Origin of the sequence: Amphritea pacifica, from assembly GCF_016924145.1 — a bacterium.
Classification (GTDB): Bacteria; Pseudomonadota; Gammaproteobacteria; order Pseudomonadales; family Balneatricaceae; genus Amphritea; species Amphritea pacifica.
Genome location: NZ_JAFFZO010000011.1, coordinates 94,677 through 113,269, shown reverse-complemented (window position 1 = coordinate 113,269; position 18,593 = coordinate 94,677). Strand labels below are relative to the sequence as shown.

Annotated in this window: 20 protein-coding genes and 5 tRNA genes; 5 read left to right on the top strand and 20 right to left on the bottom strand. The window is 50.6% G+C overall.

The features are described from left to right. Positions 1-191: 191 nt before the first annotated feature. Positions 192-731 (bottom strand): cytochrome b, encoded by a 540-nt coding sequence (locus JW499_RS08030; protein ID WP_205210103.1) that lies wholly within the window; start codon positions 729-731, stop codon positions 192-194. A gap of 206 nt (positions 732-937) precedes the next feature. Between JW499_RS08030 and JW499_RS08025 the strand changes: the two genes are divergently transcribed. Then, the gene (locus tag JW499_RS08025; protein ID WP_205210102.1) at positions 938-1,720 is read left to right on the top strand and encodes a DUF4197 domain-containing protein; all 783 of its coding nucleotides are present in this window, start codon (positions 938-940) and stop codon (positions 1,718-1,720) included. 9 nt (positions 1,721-1,729) lie between these two features. Then, positions 1,730-2,293: a peptidylprolyl isomerase gene (locus tag JW499_RS08020; protein WP_205210101.1), complete on the top strand. Its 564-nt coding sequence runs from the start codon at positions 1,730-1,732 to the stop codon at positions 2,291-2,293. A 118-nt stretch (positions 2,294-2,411) separates the two neighbouring features. On the opposite strand, the gene JW499_RS08015 is transcribed toward JW499_RS08020, so the two are convergent. From JW499_RS08015 to JW499_RS07995, 5 genes are read right to left on the bottom strand one after another with little or no spacing between them, the layout of a single operon-like run. Beyond that, positions 2,412-2,873 carry a YiiD C-terminal domain-containing protein gene (locus JW499_RS08015; RefSeq protein WP_205210100.1) on the bottom strand — a complete coding sequence of 154 codons (462 nt, stop codon included), beginning with the start codon at positions 2,871-2,873 and terminating at the stop codon, positions 2,412-2,414. 14 nt (positions 2,874-2,887) lie between these two features. Then, positions 2,888-3,442 carry a nitroreductase family protein gene (locus tag JW499_RS08010; protein WP_205210099.1) on the bottom strand — a complete coding sequence of 185 codons (555 nt, stop codon included), beginning with the start codon at positions 3,440-3,442 and terminating at the stop codon, positions 2,888-2,890. 24 nt (positions 3,443-3,466) lie between these two features. Continuing rightward, positions 3,467-4,294, bottom strand: coding sequence for an NADPH-dependent 7-cyano-7-deazaguanine reductase QueF (gene queF, locus JW499_RS08005; RefSeq protein WP_205210098.1), 828 nt, complete (start codon positions 4,292-4,294; stop codon positions 3,467-3,469). Between the two features lie 14 nt (positions 4,295-4,308). Continuing rightward, a complete protein-coding gene (locus tag JW499_RS08000) occupies positions 4,309-5,082 on the bottom strand; it encodes an ABC transporter permease (RefSeq protein ID WP_205210097.1) in 774 nt (257 codons plus the stop codon). After that, positions 5,075-6,025, bottom strand: a complete 951-nt coding sequence (locus tag JW499_RS07995; protein WP_205210096.1) for an ABC transporter ATP-binding protein — start codon at positions 6,023-6,025, stop codon at positions 5,075-5,077. The genes JW499_RS08000 and JW499_RS07995 overlap by 8 nt, the downstream gene beginning before the upstream one ends. Before the next feature lie 161 nt (positions 6,026-6,186). On the opposite strand from JW499_RS07995, the gene JW499_RS07990 reads away from it, so the two are divergent. Next, positions 6,187-6,582 (top strand): PA2817 family protein, encoded by a 396-nt coding sequence (locus JW499_RS07990; protein ID WP_205210095.1) that lies wholly within the window; start codon positions 6,187-6,189, stop codon positions 6,580-6,582. Between the two features lie 65 nt (positions 6,583-6,647). Here JW499_RS07990 and JW499_RS07985 read toward each other — a convergent pair whose 3' ends face one another. From JW499_RS07985 to JW499_RS07945, 9 genes are all read right to left on the bottom strand, one after another. Continuing rightward, positions 6,648-9,497: a bifunctional diguanylate cyclase/phosphodiesterase gene (locus JW499_RS07985; RefSeq protein WP_205210094.1), complete on the bottom strand. Its 2,850-nt coding sequence runs from the start codon at positions 9,495-9,497 to the stop codon at positions 6,648-6,650. A gap of 26 nt (positions 9,498-9,523) precedes the next feature. Further along, entirely contained in the window at positions 9,524-10,732 is a 1,209-nt protein-coding gene (locus tag JW499_RS07980; protein ID WP_205210093.1) for a porin family protein, read from the bottom strand. Further along, the gene (locus JW499_RS07975; RefSeq protein WP_332874418.1) at positions 10,722-11,069 is read right to left on the bottom strand and encodes a hypothetical protein; all 348 of its coding nucleotides are present in this window, start codon (positions 11,067-11,069) and stop codon (positions 10,722-10,724) included. The genes JW499_RS07980 and JW499_RS07975 overlap by 11 nt, the downstream gene beginning before the upstream one ends. Positions 11,070-11,313: 244 nt before the next feature. Continuing rightward, a tRNA-Glu gene (locus JW499_RS07970) sits at positions 11,314-11,389 on the bottom strand. A 23-nt stretch (positions 11,390-11,412) separates the two neighbouring features. Further along, positions 11,413-11,488: transfer RNA gene (locus JW499_RS07965), tRNA-Gly, on the bottom strand. Between the two features lie 11 nt (positions 11,489-11,499). After that, positions 11,500-11,575 (bottom strand) — tRNA-Glu (locus tag JW499_RS07960). A gap of 219 nt (positions 11,576-11,794) precedes the next feature. Then, positions 11,795-11,870, bottom strand: a tRNA-Gly gene (locus JW499_RS07955). An 11-nt stretch (positions 11,871-11,881) separates the two neighbouring features. Then, positions 11,882-11,957, bottom strand: a tRNA-Glu gene (locus JW499_RS07950). Between the two features lie 148 nt (positions 11,958-12,105). Continuing rightward, positions 12,106-12,570 (bottom strand): Lrp/AsnC family transcriptional regulator, encoded by a 465-nt coding sequence (locus tag JW499_RS07945; RefSeq protein WP_205210092.1) that lies wholly within the window; start codon positions 12,568-12,570, stop codon positions 12,106-12,108. 186 nt (positions 12,571-12,756) lie between these two features. On the opposite strand from JW499_RS07945, the gene JW499_RS07940 reads away from it, so the two are divergent. Both JW499_RS07940 and rarD read left to right on the top strand, forming a co-directional pair. Beyond that, positions 12,757-13,773, top strand: coding sequence for a hypothetical protein (locus JW499_RS07940; RefSeq protein ID WP_205210091.1), 1,017 nt, complete (start codon positions 12,757-12,759; stop codon positions 13,771-13,773). Next, entirely contained in the window at positions 13,763-14,680 is a 918-nt protein-coding gene (gene rarD / locus JW499_RS07935; protein WP_205210090.1) for an EamA family transporter RarD, read from the top strand. The genes JW499_RS07940 and rarD overlap by 11 nt, the downstream gene beginning before the upstream one ends. Positions 14,681-14,739: 59 nt before the next feature. Here rarD and pobA read toward each other — a convergent pair whose 3' ends face one another. From pobA to JW499_RS07910, 5 genes are all read right to left on the bottom strand, one after another. Further along, entirely contained in the window at positions 14,740-15,945 is a 1,206-nt protein-coding gene (gene pobA, locus JW499_RS07930) for a 4-hydroxybenzoate 3-monooxygenase (protein ID WP_205210130.1), read from the bottom strand. Between the two features lie 362 nt (positions 15,946-16,307). Continuing rightward, positions 16,308-16,892, bottom strand: a complete 585-nt coding sequence (locus tag JW499_RS07925) for a class I SAM-dependent DNA methyltransferase (protein WP_205210089.1) — start codon at positions 16,890-16,892, stop codon at positions 16,308-16,310. A 121-nt stretch (positions 16,893-17,013) separates the two neighbouring features. Next, complete coding sequence (locus JW499_RS07920) at positions 17,014-17,622, bottom strand: LysE family translocator (RefSeq protein ID WP_205210088.1); 609 nt, start codon at positions 17,620-17,622, stop codon at positions 17,014-17,016. A gap of 146 nt (positions 17,623-17,768) precedes the next feature. Then, the gene (locus JW499_RS07915; protein ID WP_205210087.1) at positions 17,769-17,987 is read right to left on the bottom strand and encodes a DUF6500 family protein; all 219 of its coding nucleotides are present in this window, start codon (positions 17,985-17,987) and stop codon (positions 17,769-17,771) included. Positions 17,988-18,055: 68 nt separating this feature from the next. Then, positions 18,056-18,460, bottom strand: coding sequence for a GFA family protein (locus JW499_RS07910; RefSeq protein ID WP_205210086.1), 405 nt, complete (start codon positions 18,458-18,460; stop codon positions 18,056-18,058). Between the last annotated feature and the right edge of the window lie 133 nt (positions 18,461-18,593).

Here is an 18,593-nt window from a genome sequence, read left to right as displayed (position 1 = left end):
ATCGCTGCAAGATGCAGCTCCTACAACAGCTTTATCGCTGCAAGATGCAGCGCCTACAACTGCGGTCTCACCACAGAGGGCACGGAGGACACAGAGACAAGCGTAAAGGCTACAGGGGCTTTTTCTTATCAGCAAGCAATAAAAAAGCCGCATTACGCGGCTTTTGATCCCCTTCAAACCCGGTTGATGTATCAGGCCACCCGGCGGCCCAGCATCCGTTGCAAGGTGCCATCTTTGGTCAGCAAGTGGTGTTTCACAGAAGCCACAACATGCAGAGCGATCGCGGCGATCATCACATTGCCACCCAGACCATGCATGATTTTTCCCGTTTCCCCCAGCAACTCATTCTTGTCGCCACCGGCAATCAGTTCTAAACCAAAAACAGCTATTGAATGCCCCCCACCAATCGACATCAGCATGCCGGAGATCGGCATCAGCAAGGTGCCAGCCAGGAGGATAAAGTGCACAACCGTGGTTACCTTTTCCTGCCATTCAGCTACCGGCGATAAGTGCTCGGGCATACGATTACGGATGCGCCAGATAAGGCGATAAAGGGCCACCACTAATACCAGCACACCAATCGACTTGTGCAGACCGATCAGCTCAATTTTTTCCGGGCCCCGCGGCAGCTCTTCGATAAACATTCCGAATGCCAGACTGCCAATCATAGCAATGGCAATTATCCAGTGCAGAGCCACCGTTGTTTTAGTAAATTGAGAACGACTATCCATGCTGAACTCCATAAATGATTTGATCAGGCTATTTTAATCGTCCTGATCAGAATATTAAGTCGTCCGCAGGTAAAGAAAGGTAAAGTTTGATCTGTGTTCAGATGAAACAAGACGGTATATTCTCTCCTCAACGATTATTAAGGTAATTTTAAGCATTAATGCTTAGACTGGACCAATCCACACCAAGCCCGCAGGGAGAACTCACTATGCGCAAGGCCACCATCGGTAAAGCAGGCATCGCCCTGCTCTCTTGCACCATCGCCGCGACCGCGTTTGCCGGTTTCGGCGATCTGTTGAAAAAGGTTGAAGAGAGCGGCAAACAACTGATCGAGCAGAAAACCAGCACGCCATCCACGACAGGCAGCGCAGCCAACAACAACCTCGACTACAACACGGTAATCGCCGGACTCAAAGAGGCGCTGGAAGTGGGCAGTCGGCAGGCCATTGAAACCGTGAGCCAGGAAAATGGTTATTTTAACAATGCGCAGATTAAGATTCCGTTGCCGGACCAGTTGCAACAGGCCAGTGGTCTGCTGAGAAAGTTTGGTCTGGGTTCACAGGTCGATCAGTTTGAACTGAGCATGAACCGGGCAGCGGAACAGGCCGCGCCGGAAGCCACCGGGATTCTGGTGACAGCGATCAAAGAGATGAGCATCGAGGATGCCCGTAATATACTCAATGGCCCCGATAACGCGGCAACCGAGTATTTTCGTGAAAAAACCTCAACCCGTCTGAGCGAGCTGTTCCGTCCTTCGGTGAAAACCTCGATGGATCAGGTTGGTGTGACAAAGTACTATGGAGAGCTGACACAGGAAGCGACTAAAGTGCCTATGGTCGGCGATCTGGCGCAGAATTATAATCTTGAAGATTACGTCACCGAGGAAGCCCTGAACGGCCTGTTCACTATGCTGGCTGCGGAAGAGAAAAAGATCCGTGAGAATCCGGCGGCGCGCACCACCGACCTGCTGAAACAAGTATTCAATTTTTAAGGAATAACAATGTTAAAGAGATATCTGCTATCACTTCTATTGAGTGTCACGTTTCTCAGCCCGGCAGTTGCCGAACAGGTTAACCCGGTTGTGGTGATGACCACCAGTGCCGGTGTTATTGAGCTTGAACTGATGCCGGAACAAGCCCCACTGACCGTAGCTAACTTTCAACGCTATGTCGAAAACGGTTTTTTCACCGATACGATTTTCCACCGGGTGATCGATAACTTTATGATCCAGGGCGGCGGTTTTACCGTGGATATGGAGCGTAAAGATACCCTGCCACCGGTCAGTAACGAATCCACCAACGGCCTGCCCAATATGCGCGGCACTATTGCGATGGCCCGCACCAATGATCCAAACAGCGCCACCTCGCAGTTCTTTATCAACCTGAAAAACAACGACTTCCTCAATGCCAACGGCCCACGCCCTGGCTATGCGGTGTTTGGTAAAGTGGTCAACGGCATGGATGTCATCACCCAGATCGGCCATGTACAGACCGGCCGTCAGGGGCCTTATAAAGATGTACCGCTAGAGCCGATTGTGATTCAGAGTGTGGTATTAAAGCAGTAACTTAAAGCAATTGTGGGAGGCACGCCCCCGTGCCGATTGGCATAACTGAGATGGTCAATCGCGACGAGGGCGTCGCTCCCACAATAATAAATTATTTTCGGACTTCAGCCCTCCGTTTTTAACCCCTTTCCACCGCCACATAGGCACCGCTTAATGTCATCGCCACCTTATCCCCCTGACGGATCTCAACATCGAGATTGAGGCGGCCACGGCCTTTACTGTCCATAAAGCTTATAAAGGTATCCAGCTCGGCCTGTTCGGGTAAGCGGGTTATCGCGCCAAAGTCTCCGGTCACCGGCAACAGATACTTAAGCTGGCTGTCACGGATCATCACATCGCAGTCACGTCCCTGCTGTCGCATATAGAGGGTCACCATCGCCCAGCCGCAAAGAGTCGCGAGGGTCGCCAGTGAGCCGCCAAAGCCGGTGCCTTTATCATTAACATTGGGCGCCAGGGCGGCAGACAGGGTGAGTGAAACACCATCGTAAGTGGGTTCGGCCAGGCCCATATGATTGATCAGCGGTATCTGACCTTTCAGCCACTCAAGAAACTGTTCGGCGGTTTGCTGATGCTCACTCATGGTTGCCTCTCTTTTCAGTTCCACTCTGTCACAAAATCGTTTACTTCCAGTTGCGGTACAGGCTTTCCTTTTGCGGGCGCGCCAAGGTAGATAAATCCGATGATCTGTTCATGTTCGCTTAACCCGAGACCTTTTTTTACCGTTGCGTTATAGGCCATATCACCAGTGCGCCACATCGCGCCAAGCCCCTGGGCATGAGCCGCGAGTAGCATATTCTGTACGGCGCAGCCCGCCGCAATCAGTTGCTCTGAACCAGGCACCTTGAAATGCTCCTGCAACGCCGCAATTGCCACAATCAACAATGGTGCCCGTAGCGGCATATTTTCCAGTTTAGTGCGTTTTTCTGCGGCCAGGCCTGGTTCGTCCTGAAGCGCGGCCTGAACATAGAGCTGCCCCAGTTTGTACAGCGCATCACCCTGTATCGTCAGAAAGCGCCATGGCCGCAGGGCGCCATGGTCCGGTGCCCGCAGTGCCGCACGAAACAGAATATCAAGCTGATCAGCGCTGGGCGCAGGCCCTTCAAGCCGGGGAATTGACACCCGGTTAAGCAGATTATCGATAGCGTCCATAGAAGATCCTGTTAGCTGTTGTGGTTATTGTCGGCTTAATCGCAGGTTGTCAGGCTGGCCCGCCTGGCTGCTGCGCCATGGGTTAATATCAAGTCCGCCACGTCGCAGATAACGGGCATAGACGGTCAGTGCTTCCGGTTGACAGCGGTTCCAGATATCCATAAAGATCGATTCCACACACTGTTCATGAAAATCACCGTGTTCACGGTAGGAGATCAGGTATTGCAACAGTCCTTCGCGGTCAATCGCTGGCCCACGATACGCGATCACAATGCTGGCCCAGTCCGGCTGACCGGTCACCGGACAGTTGGATTTCAGCAGATGACTGTAGAGCGATTCTGACACCACTTCGCCGGTTGCTTTAAGACGCTCCGGAGCGGGACTATAGTCGCTGACTTCAATATCCAGCTCATCCAGACAATCGCCCTCAAACGCGCTAATCGGTTCGCTGTTATCCAGCGGCTTGAGTAATACCTCCACCCGGCCTCCCGCGGCGGCCGACAGGTCCTCAGTCATACGGGCAAGCACCTGCGCCTCAGAGTCAAAACGGGTCAGGTTGAATGAGTTGAGATAGAGTTTGAAAGACTTGGACTCAATGATGTTGTCACTGTCAGCGGGAATGCGAAACTCCGCCAGCCTGGCGACCGGCTTGCCCCGGTTGTTTAACCAGGAAACCTCATAGGCATTCCAGATATCGCAGCCCTGAAACGGCAGCTCACTGCGCTCAACTCCCTGGGACTTCCAGTTAAGGTGCCTGGCAATCGGATAAAGCAGGCCGGCATCATACTGATTGATATACTGAGTATCGGCCCCCAGCGGCGCGTGTTCCAAACCTGTCTGATGATCTTTCATAGCAACCGCCTCGCTTACTGCCGGATCCCTTTTCCTGTATTCAGGAGATACATTGAATAACTGAACAGTACCACAATTACACCGATGATCATGGCATAAGCGACACCGATATTAATATCACTGACCCCCAGAATACCGTAGCGGAAGGTGTTTACCATATAGAGTATCGGGTTGATCTGAGAGACATGCTGCCAGAACTCCGGCAACAGGGTTATCGAGTAGAATACCCCGCCCAGATAGGTTAACGGCGTCAGCACAAAGGTAGGAATGATCGATATATGATCAAAGCTGTTGGCAAACACCGCATTGATAAAGCCCCCCAGCGAAAACAGAATCGCGGTGAGGAACACCACCGACACGATCACCCAGAAATTATGGATATAGAGATCGGTAAAAAACAGCGATAGCAGGGTGACAATCAGCCCCACCAGCAGCCCCCGCACCGAACCACCGATAATATAACCCGCCAGAATAATCCAGTTAGGGGTGGGTGACACCAGTAGCTCTTCGATATGGCGCTGAAACTTAGTGCTATAGAAAGAAGAAACCACATTGCCATAGGAGTTGGTGATCACCGACATCATAATCAGGCCGGGAACAATAAACTCCATGTAATTGAAGCCCCCCATCTGCCCGATCCGGGAGCCGATCAGATTGCCGAATATGATGAAATAGAGTGTCATGGTGATCGCCGGCGGCAGCAGCGTCTGTGCCCAGATCCGGGTAAAGCGGCGGATCTCTTTCACCAGAATGGTCCAGAAGGCGATAAACAGTTCGCGGTTACTCATGGTCAGAGCCTCCCTTTGCATGATTCCCAAGGGTTTTATCCACCAGCGAAACAAACAACTCTTCCAGACGGTTACTCTTATTGCGCATACTGGTCACCTCAACCCCCTGTGCTGATAACTGGGCAAATACCTGATTCAGTCCCTGAGATTTTTCCACATCCACCAACAGTGTATGGTCGCCCTGTAGCGTAGCCTGATAGCCATCCAGCGGTGGGCACTCAGTTTGCGCCGGGCTGATATCCAGAATAAAGGTTTCAGTGTTCAGCTGCTGCAACAGTTCACGCATACTGGTGTTGGTGATAATAGTGCCCTGATCAATAATCCCGATATGCCGGCACAGGCTTTCCGCCTCTTCCAGATAGTGCGTGGTGAGAATAATGGTGGTGCCTTTGGCATTAATCTCCCGCAGAAACTCCCACATAGAGCGGCGCAGTTCGATATCCACACCGGCAGTTGGTTCATCCAGTATCAGCAAGCGAGGCTCGTGCATCAGCGCCCGGGCGATCATCAGGCGGCGCTTCATCCCTCCGGACAGACTGCGTGAAGGACCGTCCCTCTTATCCCATAAGCCCAGCTTACGCAGATAAAACTCACTGCGTTTCTTCGCTTCTGACGCCGGAATGCCATAATAGCCAGCCTGGGTAATAAGAATATCTTCGACCTTCTCAAACATATTGAAGTTGAACTCCTGGGGCACAACCCCCAGCTCACACTTCGCCTTGCTGGCATCGGTATCAAGATTGTAACCAAACACTTCAACCTGACCGGAACTTTTATTGACCAGGGATGAGACAATCCCCAGGGTAGTTGATTTACCGGCACCGTTGGGGCCCAGCAGGGCAAAGAAGTCACCTTCCTGCACCTCAAAGGAGATCCCTTTGAGAGCTTCGAAGCCGTTATTGTAGACCTTGCGCAGGTCTTTTATGGAGAGCGCAGTTGTCATGCAGTTTCCTGTTGGATCCTGTGGGAAGTTCTGAAAATAAGAATGCAGTTGAGATCAGAAAAGATAGATTGGGGCAAAAGAGCGTTTTTTCAACGGTTACCGCCGCTTAAATTCTGCGTTAAAATACCCCTTCCTGAACCCTGCAACCGCTTCGGAATTCTATGACGCCTTATCAGTTTCATCACCTTAATTTCCTGAAAATCGCCTATAACAACTTCATCCGTCAGGAACCATTTACACTGGATGATATCACCGCGGAGGAGGAGCAGTTCATCCTTGATTTTCAGCAACTGATCCATGATTTCGAAAATGGCTCAGAACAAGCCTATGAGGATGGCGAGATGTTTATCGAGCGGGCGTTCCGCATGTATCCTCAACTGGCGCACCTGATCGCCAGAGATCTGCTGTGGTTTTTTGGCGGCAGCTGCCTGCACAATATGCCCGATGACGAGATCGAAAAGTTTCAGCGGCTGGATGAACTGCGTTTTGCTGCGGAAGAGCGCGGTGAAGCATTTGATTATATCAACACCCGCGCCAGCGTTTTCGGTCAGAACTGAGCCAGGTCAGCGCCAGAATCAGGCTCTGTTGCTCAAATCGCCGCCGGCCGGGGTGTGTTTCACTCTTATGCCTGAGATTTCTGACCGCAGATATAGTCCATGAACGCTTCAGGCGGCAGGGGTTTGCTGAAGTAATACCCCTGAATAATCTGGCAACCATTCTCCCGGAGAAAGTTCAGCTGTTCAGTGGTCTCCACCCCTTCAGCCACCACTTCCAGCCCAAGCGAGTGACACATCGCCAGGGTGGCTTTGATAATCGATTCATCATTGCGGTCAATGCCGATATCTTTAACAAAGCTGCGGTCAATTTTAAGCCGGTCAATCGGCAGCTTTTTCAGATAACTGAGCGATGAATAGCCGGTACCGAAATCATCCATCGCCAGGGTTATCCCCCGCTCCCGCAGGTAGGTTAATTTACCCACGGTCACTTCCGGTTGCTGGATAACAAAGTTCTCGGTGACCTCCAGCTCCAGGCAATCCGCACTCAGGCCTGAGTCGGCCAGCGCCTCTTCTACACTTTTAATCAGCCGCTCATGGGCGATCTGCTGACCTGCCAGATTGACCGCCATGGTCATCTTCGGTAAACCGATCCGTATCCACGCCTGCATCTGCTGGCAGGCCTCACGTAACACCCACTCTCCCAGCGGAATAATCAGGTCTAACTCTTCTGCCAGTGGAATAAACCTGTCGGGCGGCAGCAGACCAGCGGTAGGGTGTTGCCAACGCACCAGCGCTTCGACCCCGACCACCCGATTAGATTCCGCATCAACCTGAGGCTGGTAATAGAGTAGCAGCTCATCATTCTGAATCGCTTTACGCAGATCAGCGCCGAGGGAGAACCGTTCAAACCGCTGATGGTCTTTTTCCACATCGTAGATGTAATAGCAGTTTTTGCCGGAATCTTTAGCCTGAAACATCGCCACGTCAGCATGTTTAATCAGGGTTGCGCCATCAGCACCATGGTCGGGGAACAGGCTGATGCCAATACTCACCGTCACCACGATTTCATATTCACCAATCCAGAAAGGTTGCTGAAACGCCTGAAGAATTTTACTGGCAACCACTTCGGCACCTTCAAGATCCCGGACACTGGTCAGCAGTACACTGAATTCATCGCCCCCCTGTCTGGCCAGCAGGTCGCTATCACGAATACAGTCACTGATCCGCCGGGTTGCCACCTTGAGTAATTTGTCGCCCACATTATGACCCAGGGAGTCATTTACCTCTTTAAAACGGTCGAGATCGATAAACAGCACCGCCACATGGCTATCCTGGCCTCGGCATTTCTCTATCGCATCATTCATGCAGCTCATAAAAAACAGACGGTTAGGCCGTTCGGTGAGAGGGTCATGATTGGCCAGCCACTGCAGCCGGCGTTCAGCCCGCTTACGATCACTGATATCCATACCGATACTCAGGATCAGCGGCTCTTCGCCCTGAGAGTTTCGCAACCGTACATGCAGCCAGGAAAGGTCATGGCGATTACCCACCCCATCCAGCAGCACACTGTCGGTACGCACCTCAGATTCAAGCCCCTCCACCAACCGCTGGGTATGGGAGAGAAACTCCTGCCGTTCCTCTTCCCGCTGCAGGGAGTCTATAAAGTTCGCCTTACGCAAAGACCTGACATCCAGGTCCATCAACTGCAGACCAAAATGGTTGACGCTACGCAACTGCCCTTTAATGTTCTGAGTAATAATAACCAGAGGGGCAGTTTCCAACAGGCCAAAGAGAAAATCCCGCTCTTTGGTTAAGGCCTGACGGCTCTTTTCCAGGCTGTCGGTGCGTTCATCAACCTCATCCTGTAATCTTTCAAGCTGTTCACTCAGGAGTACGGCGCTCTTCACCAGCAGGTCCCGCTCATCCTCACCCAGGGTTTTATCCCGGTTGCGAAACTGCGCCAGGGTATGACGAAACTGACTAAACTCGCCACTGCTGAGTTGGGAAAGCTCCTCTGCCAGCAGGGTAAAAAAGCTGATCGGTTTTTGCAGCAGCAACGAGAGTAATATCAGCGCCGTCAGGATCCCACCGACCCCCAGCAGCAGATAGTTCATCAGGCTTTGGCGGATGCTTAACAGATGGCCAGAGATATCGTCGAGAATCACCCAGTATGCACCGCCCTCAGAAACCCCTTTGAGCGGTGAAAACAGCACCTCGTAATAATGACCATTATGTTCGAGGACATAGCTTCCCCCTTCGGGTTTAAAGCGATGATGCAGACTGACCTGTTCTAACAGCTCCTGATTCTGCGCCCGGTTTGTCAGAGAGTTGATCAGCAGTCCCCAGTTCCCCAGCTCCCCGCCCCCCTCCGGCGCCTGCAGAACCAGACCTATATCGAGGGCGGTCTGCTGTTTTATTTCATAGATAACATCGTAAAGAAAGCGCCCCACCATCAACACGCCCTGCTTCTTGCCATCAAGCTGGATAGGGATCGCTACATAGCGCAGGCAGATTGAGTTGCAGATCAGTTTTCGTAGCGGGCGCTCGGTATCAAACACCCGCTGAATATCCGCCTCACTGATATGGACTTTTTCCCCCCAGAAGCCAACCATCCGGGCCTTGCTATCATAGAGGTAGGCTGCATTCACAGACCCTGTCAGTTGAAACGCATCGAACTTAAGGTTGATGGTCTGGCTCAGACGCGCCAGCGGCGAAATATATTGATCCTCCTGACTGGTATCGATCAGGGGCAGCAGCTCTGCCGCTTCAAGCAAACGCTGGTAAGACGCCTCAACAGAACCATCCAGCCGGGCCACCTCAGACTCGTTGATCTGTTCCCGCTGCTGTCTGAATTGCTCATTCAGCTGTGACAGCGAAAAAAAGGCATACATCCCCTGCACCCCAACCAGTACAACCACCAGTAAGATGAAGATCTTCCACCTGAGACTTAAAAACTTTCTGTGAGTGCCATCCATAATGCGTTATCTCACGACTTCATTGTTTAAAAACGGTAGGTTGCCTGCAATGAAAATGCGTTCCAGTATTTATGCAAGACCGACGCGTCCGGGTTATCCTGCTCTGCTAACCAGCCAGTGCCTTCCACATTGTGCAGTTCAGCCCTGAAGAGCCACTTCGGAGCAGGTCGCCAGCCAACCCCCAGCGTCAGATCCCTGGCATAAAAATTATGCGCAGGCCGGGTATAAAACAGAGCACTATTCTGTTTCCCAAGGGGGTCATCTTTATCCAGCTTAAGATCATCATAGCGTAGTAACAGATCCCAGCTGTAATTAAAGCGATACTGTAGCTGCAGATAGTAGGATTCAATGGTGGTCACCGGATTGAGGGTGAAAACACCGCCCAGCTCACGCCAGTCGAGTTCATGCAGCATATACTCGCCGGTAAGACTCCAGTTTTCTGCATTGTACTGCCCAGACAATGCCAGAACATTGAGTTTCAGGTCGCCCTCATTAAGCTCGTTCCAGAGGGTTGGGTCATTGCCCGGCTTATAGCCCAGCCGGTATTCCGAGGCCGTCAGCCCCACCCGGATTCGGCCACCATCAACACTGTAGATAGCCCGTCCCATTACACCATCGGAGTCGTTAAACTTACCTGCGGCATCAAACGCAAAGTAGGCATATTCCACGTTAGTATCCGTTTGCGGACTACCGTACAGCAGATCCAGATCCAGCCAGCCACCCGGCGCTTCCAGAGAGCTATATAAAATCACCCCATCAATAGAAAGCTCCAGATCCCGCGCCTGATCAAAATAGAGAGACTGCGGCAACATAATACTTGGTCGGGTAAAGGCAACATCGCGGGTTTCATTGTAAAAGCCAAACGGAATTTTCAGCCGGCCGGCCCGCACACCCACCGCTTTTTCCACTGAATCATTAAAGCGGTAATCCAGCAGGGCATAATCGAGTTTTGGCTCACCATTATCGACATTACCCGCCTGACGGGACATTATCTGCAACGCACCCCGCAACTTGGGGGTAAAGCGATAGGCCGAGTTGACAGCGACTTCGTGAAAATCAAAACTGCCATTGTCACTGCTTTCACCGTACAGATTGTTTTGATCTGTATAGAAAAATCCCTGGGTCAGAAAACCGTTAACTGACAGGTTGTGGTTCTCCGAATCACTCGCATATATCCCTGCAGAGTAAGCACTAATCCCCATACACAACAGGGTTGTAAGATGTTTAAAATTCATCGACAACCCTCACCTGTTCAGGACTTAACTTAACAGAATCAGCGATATAACCAATCGATCCCTCGGTTTGGCTTACCATACGATACATCTCCTCCATGTTATCAACGGTTACCGGAAATGCTCCTGTTCCGGTAAATACCTGACGGTCCCAATTATTGCGAAGTTGGTAAGGAAAGACTTGCAGGCGCTGTTTTACAAACCGCTGATGCAGAGGGTGGCGGTCGGGCAATACAAACACCCTTATCGGCCGTCCATCTGGCCAACGGGTTATCCGCATTGCGAATGCAGCGAGAAGAAAGTTTTTGTTTATCGCTTGCTCCTTTACATCCAGTGACACAATCACTGAATCAGCCAGAGCCTGTCCTGCAGACAACCCTAGCACAATATAGAGCAACGACATCCTTATCAGCGAAATCATTAAGATGATTAACCCATGAAATCATTAAGCTTTTATAAGCATTGGAGAGTAAGTATATACGATGCATCCGGCACAGAATACGCCAGAGCATAAAAAGCCACTCAGAATGAGGATTGAAAAGGGTTGCAGGCAATAAAGAGATAAAATGATGAAAGAGATAAAGTGGCGTCCCATAGGGGGTTCGAACCCCTGTTACCGCCGTGAAAGGGCGGTGTCCTAGGCCACTAGACGAATGGGACGCAATACAGACAGACTGTAGAGTTGGAGCGGAATATCGGGCTCGAACCGACGACCTGAACCTTGGCAAGGTTCCGCTCTACCAACTGAGCTAATTCCGCTTTACAAAAGATGGCGTCCCATAGGGGGTTCGAACCCCTGTTACCGCCGTGAAAGGGCGGTGTCCTAGGCCACTAGACGAATGGGACACAGTCACATTTGTAACATTCCTCGTCAGAGGAGGCGCGTATATTAATGACTAACCCTCCCCTCGTCAAGAAAAAAAAAGCAAAAAAAACCACAGAAATAACAGATCTGTAGCACACAGAAAATTACGATAAAAGGATGTGCAGGGAGCAACGGACAAAGCACAACGAATTCAGGATGTAGCAGTGAAAAATAAAATGGAGGAGATATCGGGGAAGAGATGGAGCGGAATATCGGGCTCGAACCGACGACCTGAACCTTGGCAAGGTTCCGCTCTACCAACTGAGCTAATTCCGCGTCGCAAAAGATGGCGTCCCATAGGGGGTTCGAACCCCTGTTACCGCCGTGAAAGGGCGGTGTCCTAGGCCACTAGACGAATGGGACGCTACGTGACTCCGTTTCCGGAAGACGGTGCGTATCTTATTGATATGACCCGTTTCGGTCAACCCCTTTGACACGCTTTTGTAGCAATTATTTCATCATTAGCCACACAGCAAAAGCGTCTTCAACAACAGCAAACGAAACCCCTGTATCAGAGAGGGACCGCCGTGCTGAACTTATCCCGCCGCAGGGAGATAAGGGTACGAAATTTAGCCAGATTGGCATCGGTCGACAGGTATTTGCGGGTAAAGGCTTCATAGCTTTCCATATCCTCCACCAGCAGCATCAGTAAAAAGTCCACCTCACCCGTCACCTGATAACACTGCGTCACCTCTGGAGCGGCGTCCATTTTCCGTTTGAAAGCATCATAGATATCCAGTTGATCCCGCACCATCTCCACTTCCACAATTATGTTGATATAACGCCCCACCATACGTGGATTGATCAGCGCCACCTCCGCCACGATTACCCCACTCTCCCGCAACCGGCGTACCCGGCGAAGACAGGCGGGAGGAGAAAGGCCAATCCGTTCTGCCAGATCCTGATTACTGATACGGCTATCCTTTTGCAGGATATTGAGAATATTGCGATCGATGCGATCCAGATCAAATGACATAAAGATGCCTGATAAATTAATTTTAGTAAGGATTAAACCCACCAAAATGAAATTGAATTTCGTTAATAAGTAATTTACGAAACATTAAAACAGAATTCTTAATTACACTAGCAACTCTTGTCAACACTGCAACAGAGCACCAGCCAGCGCCCCTACTCTGGCAACCCTACTCAGGAAAGAGCAGCCATGCCGCACACATCAGCGAGTCAGTTTTTCAATCACACCCTCCCCAGCCTTGCCCAGGAGATATTTGAAGTGTGCCTGCTGCTGTTCAAGCTGATGATTCCGGTGCTGATTATCGTCAAAGCCCTCGAAGCGTTAGGAGCGATTCCCTATATCAGTGTGGCACTGGAACCGGTGATGCGGCTGGTTGGTTTACCGGAGTCAATGGGGCTGGTATGGACCACCACCCTGTTAACCAACATCTACGGCGGTATGCTGATCTTCTTTCAACTGGCACCACAGGAAAGCCTGACGGTGGCCCAGGTTACCGTGCTCAGCTCAATGATGCTTATTGCCCACAGCCTGCCTCTTGAATTGCGCATCACCCAGAAAGCGGGGGTTCGTATTATGGTCGCTCTGCTGATACGTATTATCTCAGCACTGCTGCTCGGCGCGCTACTGCACTGGAGTTATCAGTGGGGCGGCTGGTTGCAGCAACCGGTCGAGCTGATCTGGCAGACGCCAGCCACCGATAACAGCCTGTTAAGCTGGGGGATCGGCCAACTGAAAAGTTTTGTCATGATCATCCTGATCATCACCGTGCTAATGAGCCTGCTGCGCTTTCTTCGCTGGATCCACATAGAACGCCTGATGATCTGGCTGTTGCAACCCCTGCTCAGGATACTGGGCATCGGCCCTCAGGCGACCTCACTGACCATTATTGGTGTCACCCTGGGGCTATCTTTCGGCGGCGGACTGTTAATCAGGGAAGCACAAAACGGTCATATCAGCGGGAAAGACTGTTTTTCTGCACTCTGCCTGTTAAGCCTGTGCCATAGCGTTATCGAAGACACCCTGCTGGTGCTGACCCTGGGGGCAGATCTGTCAGGAGTGCTCTGGGCACGACTGGCGTTCAGCCTGTTATTTGTTGCCATTATGACCCGCTGGCTCAACCGCACTTCAGAGGCTTTTCAGCGACGCTGGTTACTCAACTCATCCAACAGCAACACCCGAAAAGAAGGACCTCTGAATGCAAACTGATCCGCAATCACCCAACCGGGGCATTGTTTTTGCGCTGTGCGCATATGGCATGTGGGGGATGTTTCCCATCTACTTTAAAAGCGTTGCGTCTGTCAGCCCTTTTGAAGTGCTCTCCCACCGGATTATATGGTCAGTGATTTTCATGGCGCTGTTTATCGCTGCGACCGGTCGATGGCAGGAATTGAGCAAAAATATCCGTCAGAAAAAACTGCTGTTGAAACTCACCTCTTCAGCGATTCTGATCTCGATAAACTGGGTGGTTTTTATCTGGTCCGTAGGACAGGGGCATATTCTGGACACCTCCATGGGTTATTTTATCAACCCGCTTGTCAGCCTGTTATTAGGCATGATCATTCTCGGCGAGCGACTCAGAAGGGTTCAGTGGCTTGCGGTTTCATTGGCGGTTGCCGGGGTTGTCTATCAACTTATCCTGCTTGGCAATCTGCCCTGGGTTGCACTGGTGCTGGCCTGCAGTTTTGGCACCTATGGCCTGCTGCGCAAGCAGATTGAGGTGGACCCGTTCTCGGGCCTGCTGATTGAGACCCTCTTACTCAGCCCTTTCGCCTTGTTTTATCTGGCCTGGCTGGCACAACACAACGAGATCACCTTTCTCACAGAGGGTTTGCAGATGTCAGGCCTGCTGATCGCTGCCGGTATTGTCACCAGCCTGCCACTCATCTGCTTTGCAGCGGGGGCTAAACGTCTGACACTAACCGTCAACGGGCTGCTGATGTACATCACCCCCAGCCTTACCTTTATGCTTGCCGTAGTGGTCTACGATGAGCCACTGGATGTCAACCGCCTGATCACCTTTGCACTGATCTGGAGTGGTCTGCTTCTGTTCACCGCGGAGAGTATCTGGCGGATTAAGAAGATGCCGGTTAAAGCGGTTAAACTTCCCACATAAACAAAAACACCAGCCAAGGCTGGTGTTTTTGTCAGGTCTGGCCGCTTAACTAAGCGTGCTTATGGCGCCAGTTCTTCATAGGGCAGCCCGACATACTGTTCAGCAATCACCCGACGACCATTTTCTGAGTTGAGGTAGTAATCCAGCTCAGATTCCATAAACCGCTTGAAGGTGGCTGCGTCCATATCACCGGTCTCCATCTGACCGAAGTTGTGCAACATATTACTCATCCACCAGGAGAACCGTTCACCGTTCCACACCCGGCGCAGGGCGATATCGGAGTACTGAGTGATACATTCGGGGTCGTTATCCTTATACACCCGGGTCATGATCTTGTAGAGAGTAGCCACATCTGACGCCGCCAGGTTAAGCCCCTTAGCACCAGTCGGTGGTACGATATGCGCTGCATCCCCCACCAGGAACAGGCGACCATACTGCATCGGTTCGCAAACAAACGAGCGCAGTGGCGCAATACTCTTTTCGATACTCGGCCCGGTCACCAGACCTGCAGCCACATCCTCAGGCAGGCGTTTTTTCAGCTCATCCCAAAACGCCTCATCGGACCAGTCTTCAACCTTATCGGTCAGCGGCACCTGCAAATAGTAGCGAGAGCGTGTTTCAGAACGCATACTCGCCAGGGCAAATCCCCGTTCATGCTTGCAGTAGATCAACTCACTGTTACATGGCGGCGTATCACTCAGCAGCCCCAGCCAGCCAAACGGATAGACCCGTTCAAACTCGGTACGTTTATCTGCCGGAATCGTCTGGCGGGAAACGCCGTGGAACCCATCGCAGCCAGCGATATAGTCACACTCCAGCTCATACTGCTCACCTGCATGAGTAAAGGTAACAGAGGGGCTATCCGATTTTACATTTAACGGCTGTACATCTGCTGCTTCATAATAGGTTGTCAGCCCCACCGCTTCCCGGGCATCCATCAGATCCTGAGTAATCTCAACCTGACCATAACAGACCACGGTTTTACCGCCAGTCAGGCCTTTCAGGTCGATATGATAACGTTCTCCATTAGCTGAGATCTCAAAGCCATCATGAACATCTCCATCAGCATCCATGCGCTCAGCCACACCCGCTTCACGCACCAGATCGGCAAACCCCTGCTCCAGAATGCCGGCTCGGATACGGCCTAAAACATAATCACCGGTCACCCGCTCAAGAATAATATTGCTGATCCCCTGCTTCGCCAGTAGCTGCCCCAGCAGCAAACCGGAGGGACCCGCACCAATAATCGCTACTTGTGTTTTTATAGTTTTCATCATCGCCTCTTGTCTTAACAGCACAGAACTGCAATGCATTGCATTGACCTGTGTCTATAGTGCTGGTAACAAGCGCTTTAAAACATAGACGATTAGATCTATCGATTGTACTTTTTTGACAGTTGCATGACTCACCCCTGCTCATACAGATAAGCCAAGTCAACCGGTTCACCGCCCCTTTCAGTCCGATGATGACGCAAGACGTTTGGAGAACAGCTGATACCCTGCCAGAAACAGGCCAATAACGATAATAAAGCACACGGCATCGACCTTTACTCTGCACGACAGTTACTTCATCCCTTTATCCCAATCTGTGCATAACATTGAAAGTAAACGCTCTGCACTGACATGGGTCAGGCATTTTTACCAACAGCCATTAATACCGCCATAGTGCCTTTTGAGCTATTCATTGCAAACGGGTTTGTCACTTGAATATCACCGAGTTTATTTGCTTTGAAAGCACGTAACACTCTATTTTCAGATAACCCTATCTCCGAGGAATCATCGTTCGACAACCAGTCCCACTGCATGAACACACCGCCCGGCTTCAAGAGAGACGTTAACAGCCCAAGAGCCCCTTCATAGTCTGGTAAAAATCCACAAACAGATGACGCCACGATTAAATCAAATTTTTTGGCCAGGTCTGGATGACTATCAATCAAATCCTGAGTCAGGAAGCCTGAAATAGCGGAAACATTACTCAGTTTTTTCTTAGCCAGGAACTTTATCATTTCTGCTGAGCCATCAAGGGCAACGATATCTTTCACCCCCGGACTCAGAAGCTGGGTAAGTGCGCCGGTACCACAACCAAAATCAAAGACAGACAGCCCCTCAATGCTGATAACATTTGAAAGTTCTGCAAAAGCCTTAGCGGCATATTCTTTTACTGAGGGATCAACATCCCACCCCTCAGCATATTCATCCCATTCATTGCTCAATACTGCTACTCCTGAACATGGTCGACCAGACCTGATGACAGATCACGCTTTAGCTCTCCGCTATTTTGTGATGCGCAGAGCAAAATATCCGCGTGAAGCTGATGGTTATTTTCGCGGTTGGTCATCCGTTTTTCTGAAGGCTTGCTAACCACAAACCACCACCAGCCAGAATAAGACCCGAAAGACGACTTGTGTAAAATTTCACCCTATTAGAATAAATGGCTCTTCCCCCATAACCCGCAGACACGGCATAAAGCGTATCAAATACGACCGCTATTGATAGATATGTAAATGCCAGAACCATAAATTGGAAATTGGCCGGCAGTGTCGGATCAATAAACTGAGGAATGAACACAGCCAGGAGCGCAAGGCTTTTCGGGTTTGCCAAACCAACCCAAAAGCCACGCGTTACAGATCTCCTATGGGTGGCTTCACCTTCTGGATGGTGTGCGGTCAGCCACGTTTTAATACCAAGATAAACCAGATAACCCGCCCCGGCGATTCTTAGCAGATCAAATGCAAAGCCATATGCTGATACAAGCCACGCCAAGCCTTCGATTACCATCGCAATTTGAATAACCTGAGCAACCGTAGTCCCCAGAACCACCATTAAACCCGCACGAATACCTTTTGTGGCAGCAGTTGCTACGATGAGTGTGATATTAGGACCCGGAATTGTACATATGACGGCAGTGGCAGCAATAAATGCCAAAAACAGCTCAGTATTCATTAATCATCGCTCCAGTAATGCTCACTGTGAACCTTCGCATCTCTCATTAAACAACATAACACCCAACACTGCTGGCAAATTGGAGCGACGGAAGGAAAAAAATTTTATCCGTCTGCCGCCGCTTGCTATGTGATTTGGAGACACAACTAAACACCGGATTCCACCATACCCCTGATCTTGACCGCTTTTTCGAAGTGATCCAACTGATGAGTTTCTATCCACCACCGGGCTGCTTCCATAAGAATCTCGGGTTGGTCGTTTTTGTTTTTAAAAAAGGCATAGAACGATAACCCAACCTCCGGGCCCTTCTTCTCTATTTTAAGATCACATACTTCGATAATCTTTTCTCTAAGCTCTTTTCGCAAATCAGCCCTCCTGTATTGAACAGTTCGCATAACACGGCTTTCACCGGCTTGTCTGGTACAGCGCATGGTTATTCATTTTCAGGCACACCTTCCTGGTATTGAAGCACGCCTTCAGGGATGATTTCCCAACTTGCCTTTGAACCAACAAAAATATGTCTGGCAATCTTTACTTTCGGATCACCGTTAATACAACCTAAAGTGACACCATGGACCGTGCCATTAAAAAGACCACAAAGCGTTGACCCACATTTACTACAGAACTGAAAACCAAAGCCTTGCTCATCAACATAGGATGTCAGAAGGTCTTCCCCTGACAGCCACTCGAACTCTTTTGGATCAACCAGCGCATAGGCCGAAGCCTGAGAACTAAATACTTTACGACAACGAGAACAATGGCATGATCGGGCATCACTCAATGATCCTTCTACCCGACATTTAACTTCACCACAAAAACATTCTCCAGTAATTGTCATGCCTCTCTCCCAGATACATAAAACCAGACATCAGCCGGATTAAAGGAATCTGATTAAAGGGATCAAAACCTTTAATCAGTCCGGTGAAGGCCACACTTTTTGTGACCGGAACGAAGTTGAGCAGCTTGTTAGT

Excerpts from the sequence above, each read along its gene's own strand:
- JW499_RS07940 (WP_205210091.1), top strand. The coding sequence starts at position 12,757 with ATGCCGCACACATCAGCGAGTCAGTTTTTCAATCACACCCTCCCCAGC.
- JW499_RS08015 (WP_205210100.1), bottom strand. The coding sequence starts at position 2,873 with ATGAGTGAGCATCAGCAAACCGCCGAACAGTTTCTTGAGTGGCTGAAA.
- JW499_RS07945 (WP_205210092.1), bottom strand. The coding sequence starts at position 12,570 with ATGTCATTTGATCTGGATCGCATCGATCGCAATATTCTCAATATCCTG.
- JW499_RS07910 (WP_205210086.1), bottom strand. The coding sequence starts at position 18,460 with ATGACAATTACTGGAGAATGTTTTTGTGGTGAAGTTAAATGTCGGGTA.
- JW499_RS08020 (WP_205210101.1), top strand. The coding sequence starts at position 1,730 with ATGTTAAAGAGATATCTGCTATCACTTCTATTGAGTGTCACGTTTCTC.
- JW499_RS08000 (WP_205210097.1), bottom strand. The coding sequence starts at position 5,082 with ATGAGTAACCGCGAACTGTTTATCGCCTTCTGGACCATTCTGGTGAAA.
- JW499_RS07995 (WP_205210096.1), bottom strand. The coding sequence starts at position 6,025 with ATGACAACTGCGCTCTCCATAAAAGACCTGCGCAAGGTCTACAATAAC.
- queF (WP_205210098.1), bottom strand. The coding sequence starts at position 4,294 with ATGAAAGATCATCAGACAGGTTTGGAACACGCGCCGCTGGGGGCCGAT.
- rarD (WP_205210090.1), top strand. The coding sequence starts at position 13,763 with ATGCAAACTGATCCGCAATCACCCAACCGGGGCATTGTTTTTGCGCTG.
- JW499_RS07980 (WP_205210093.1), bottom strand. The coding sequence starts at position 10,732 with ATGAATTTTAAACATCTTACAACCCTGTTGTGTATGGGGATTAGTGCT.
- JW499_RS07985 (WP_205210094.1), bottom strand. The coding sequence starts at position 9,497 with ATGGATGGCACTCACAGAAAGTTTTTAAGTCTCAGGTGGAAGATCTTC.
- JW499_RS08030 (WP_205210103.1), bottom strand. The coding sequence starts at position 731 with ATGGATAGTCGTTCTCAATTTACTAAAACAACGGTGGCTCTGCACTGG.
- JW499_RS08010 (WP_205210099.1), bottom strand. The coding sequence starts at position 3,442 with ATGGACGCTATCGATAATCTGCTTAACCGGGTGTCAATTCCCCGGCTT.
- JW499_RS07920 (WP_205210088.1), bottom strand. The coding sequence starts at position 17,622 with ATGAATACTGAGCTGTTTTTGGCATTTATTGCTGCCACTGCCGTCATA.
- JW499_RS07990 (WP_205210095.1), top strand. The coding sequence starts at position 6,187 with ATGACGCCTTATCAGTTTCATCACCTTAATTTCCTGAAAATCGCCTAT.
- JW499_RS08025 (WP_205210102.1), top strand. The coding sequence starts at position 938 with ATGCGCAAGGCCACCATCGGTAAAGCAGGCATCGCCCTGCTCTCTTGC.